This is a genomic window from Lactiplantibacillus herbarum (genome assembly GCF_001039045.1).
GTDB classification, from domain to species: Bacteria; Bacillota; Bacilli; order Lactobacillales; family Lactobacillaceae; genus Lactiplantibacillus; species Lactiplantibacillus herbarum.
This window is the reverse complement of sequence record NZ_LFEE01000054.1, coordinates 1-1,054: the sequence shown is the minus strand read 5'-3', so window position 1 is coordinate 1,054 and position 1,054 is coordinate 1. Positions and strand designations below refer to the sequence as shown.

The 1,054-nt window shown below is 43.9% G+C and carries 1 protein-coding gene; it reads left to right on the top strand.

Annotated features, from left to right (window positions below; genetic code table 11):
* The first annotated feature begins 100 nt into the window (after positions 1-100).
* Positions 101-1,024, top strand: coding sequence for an IS30 family transposase (locus ACG95_RS13880; RefSeq protein WP_024526065.1), 924 nt, complete (start codon positions 101-103; stop codon positions 1,022-1,024).
* The last annotated feature ends 30 nt before the right edge of the window (positions 1,025-1,054 follow it).

Genomic DNA, 1,054 nt, shown 5'->3' with positions numbered 1-1,054 from the left:
GGCAGATTGTAAAATTTAAGTTGAACATTTAAGTGGACAGAAAAAACCATCAAGGTCTTTACTGGTGTTACCACACAATCCATTAGAAAGAAGGACCTTGATGAGCACCACTATTTTATCATTCCAGAACCGTGTTGTCATTGAAACGCTTCATAATGAAGGACGTTCCTTGCGATACATCGCTAACTACTTAGGCTTTAGTAAGACCACCATCTTTAACGAACTTCACCGGCTAAATAGTGAGTACCAGGCTGGGCTAGCGCAAACTGACTTTGAACGAAAGGTTAGTCAACGGGGGCGGAAGTCTTCGCTCACTAAAAAACTTAAACACTTGATCGAGGGAAAGATTCAAGTCCAGAAGTGGTCCCCTGAACAAGTTGCCCATGTGGTGGGGATTGCCTACAAGACGGTCTACAACTGGATTGATCAAGGATGGCTTGATATACAGTTGACCGATTTGCCTGATCATGGAATTCGTCGTCATCGTGCTAAAGAAAAGCGTGGTACGTTCAATCACGGCCGCTCCATTGAGGAGCGGCCTCATAAAGTCGAAACTCGCCAGGAATTCGGCCACTTTGAAGCTGATACCGTACTTTCTGGCAAACGTAAAGGTCAAGCTGTGGCTACTTTTGTGGAGCGTAAGAGTCGCCTGACAATTGTTAAACGGCTCCATGGTCGCGACAGTCAGTCCATGACTCAAGCCGTACTTGAACTAGCTAGTCAACTTCAAGACAAGCTCAAGACGCTTACCGTAGATCATGGTAAAGAGTTCGCTAACTATCAGACAATTGAACGGCGAACTGGTACACAGGTTTATTTTGCCCATGCCTATTCACCGCATGAAAGAGGCAGTAATGAGAACCGTAACCGAGTTTTGCGGCGCTTTATTCCCAAAGGCCAAGCCATTGAAGAACTAAGTGATCACCAATTGGTTCAAATTAATTGGTATTTGAATTCACGGCCACTTAAATGTCTTAATTGGCATACACCAATCGAGATCTTCTTGCTTAATTTACGTCATTAAATTCGTTCAAGTTATTTCTTGCAATCTGCC